The sequence below is a fragment of the Aliivibrio sp. 1S175 genome (genome assembly GCF_001690985.1).
Taxonomy (GTDB): domain Bacteria; phylum Pseudomonadota; class Gammaproteobacteria; order Enterobacterales; family Vibrionaceae; genus Aliivibrio.
In genome coordinates this window covers 1,644-3,922 of record NZ_MAJS01000030.1, presented here as the reverse complement: position 1 = coordinate 3,922, position 2,279 = coordinate 1,644, and the positions used below count along the sequence as shown (strand labels likewise).

Annotated in this window: 3 protein-coding genes; all 3 read right to left on the bottom strand. The window is 35.7% G+C overall.

The window, feature by feature from the left end; all coding sequences use genetic code 11:
* Positions 1-46: 46 nt before the first annotated feature.
* Entirely contained in the window at positions 47-508 is a 462-nt protein-coding gene (locus tag A6E06_RS11330; RefSeq protein WP_065593237.1) for a GNAT family N-acetyltransferase, read from the bottom strand.
* Positions 509-646: 138 nt separating this feature from the next.
* Positions 647-1,570, bottom strand: a complete 924-nt coding sequence (locus tag A6E06_RS11325; protein ID WP_065593238.1) for a DUF2971 domain-containing protein — start codon at positions 1,568-1,570, stop codon at positions 647-649.
* A 148-nt stretch (positions 1,571-1,718) separates the two neighbouring features.
* Positions 1,719-2,198: an N-acetyltransferase gene (locus tag A6E06_RS11320; protein ID WP_083190321.1), complete on the bottom strand. Its 480-nt coding sequence runs from the start codon at positions 2,196-2,198 to the stop codon at positions 1,719-1,721.
* Positions 2,199-2,279: the final 81 nt, after the last annotated feature.

The following is a 2,279-nucleotide window of genomic DNA, read 5'->3' as shown; positions in this document are numbered from 1 at the left end:
TAAACCAAAAACGCCGAATGTTATAAGCATCGTGTTGATGGCTTTGTTATGTGCGCTGTTGAACATTAAGTACCATTGGAACATAACGAATACCGTTTAAGCTTAACTCTTCTGATACAGGCTTAAATCCAACTTTTTTATAGAAACCGAGCGCATAAATCGAAGCTTTAACGCTAATTAATTTTGCACCACTTACCGCCTTCATTTCTTCAACTAAACCCTTAGCCACACCAAAACCGTGATATTCAGTTTTAACGTAAAGATGACCAATATAACTTTCGTCACGCCAAGCTATATAACCGATAATTTCGTTATCAATAGTGGCTTTAATCGCTGAATAAATACTGTCATCCTTTACCTTGTCGATATCAGATTTAAACGCCATTTTGATAGCTTTTTGACCTTCAGAATTAAGAAGAGGTACAACATGCTTATCATTAACCGCTTCACCTAATTTAAGAATTACATCTAAATCTTGATGAGTCACTTTTTCATACGAAAATTCCATTTTTACTCCTAGCACATAACGCCTGCATAACACGTTTGCTACCATGCAGATTAAGTCCAAATTTACCACTTAACACGGTAAACTCAAAGAAACCTAGAATGCCGAATGTAGCAAATCGTGTTGATGCGATTGTTAGGGCTACTTGCGCCCAATCGCATTAAAACTCTCAATATAATTACCTAAAGCCCCTGCTTCAGCTAAAGCTCGTAACGGATTATTTGCAGCTGCAATATTTTCTTGATGTTCGCTAATAGAGCACCAAGAACATTCGTCTTGCAACTCTTCCGTAGGCTCGTAACAACTAGCACATGCAGAAATAGACTGAACTATTGAATTACCATCAAAATGGAATGTTTCATTTTGTAGATTTAAAAAATATGGTTCAGAAACACTTTTACCTACTTTAGCAAGATAAAAATCTGCCCCAATCTCATCACTCCATTCTTCACCTTTAATAAGGTACTCTGATTTTGTTCGAGGACCAGCAATTATTGCGGTTATGCAATCAATAGGTATATGTAAAATCATATTCCCTCCTACATCTTTCACATCACTGTCAGAAACAACAACACGGCGCTCTAACTCGTAACCCCAACATTCTTTTTTGGTAAAATAAGCAGCATTACAAACACCATTACGTAAGAACATTATATCTCTTGGCTTTCCACGATACATTGCCATTTGCAATGTTGATTTAAGTTCTTCGCGCGGTGTATCCTGATATATTACGTCATCAACTCTTACATCAGCTACGTACGATTCTAATTTTTCCTCATCAACTTCAATAACAAAACCTTTAGAGTTATGCGCATAATGAGCCCACATAGGTGTAACTATTGGTGATTTAGAAAAGCATGTTGTGGGATACTGTGGTATCTCTTGAACAATCTCATTATAAAATGCAACTACATCTGAGTTGTCTTCAAAATCAATAGTAAGAAATAGCTCGTATGGATCGTTATAATCTTTAGGGTATGAAAACTTAAAACCACAATAATCAGACTCACTGAATGCAACATCTAGAATATCTGGACCAACGTACTTATATAATTTTCGTGACATAATTTACCTTTATTAATGATTATAGGTAGCCCTAACGCCTGCATAACACGTTTGCTACCATGCAGATTAAGCCTAAATTTACCACTTAATATGGTGAACTCAAAGAAACCTAGAACGCCGAATGTAGCAAATCGTGTTGATGCATTTGTTATGCGCTGATTACTTTTCTCATATTATGGCTAACCACTTGATAACCTATGCTATTATATAAAGCTTGAGCTGCTGTATTATGACTAAAAACATGAAGACCTAAACTTGTTACTCCAAGGTCTGCAACTACTTTCTCAATGCAATGAAGTGCTAATTTGGCATAACCTTTTCTACGATAATTTGAATATATTCCTACATCATATATAAAAGCGGACTTCGCAATGGTTTGGTCTTCAACTTTTACCCAAATATAACCAACGTTATTACTACTTTTGCTCTCTATGATATCAAATAAGTAATTATTGTTACTTTTTAAGCCTTCAGGTAATAGACGACCATACTCTTTTTTCGACCTATTTAATGCACCTAATTCATCCCATCGGCCTGATTGAATATTTTCATTAGCATAAGCAGGGATAACTTGATTTAAGTACTCTGAGAATGAGTCTTCATTCATCGGTTTTAATGATATATCCATATTATTTTGAACCCTCCATTTCAACATTGTCGCATAACGCCTGCATAACACGTTTGCTACCATGCAGACCTAGCTGAATTT

Coding starts and splice junctions, on each gene's coding strand:
- A6E06_RS11330 (WP_065593237.1), bottom strand. CDS start 508: ATGGAATTTTCGTATGAAAAAGTGACTCATCAAGATTTAGATGTAATT.
- A6E06_RS11325 (WP_065593238.1), bottom strand. CDS start 1,570: ATGTCACGAAAATTATATAAGTACGTTGGTCCAGATATTCTAGATGTT.
- A6E06_RS11320 (WP_083190321.1), bottom strand. CDS start 2,198: ATGGATATATCATTAAAACCGATGAATGAAGACTCATTCTCAGAGTAC.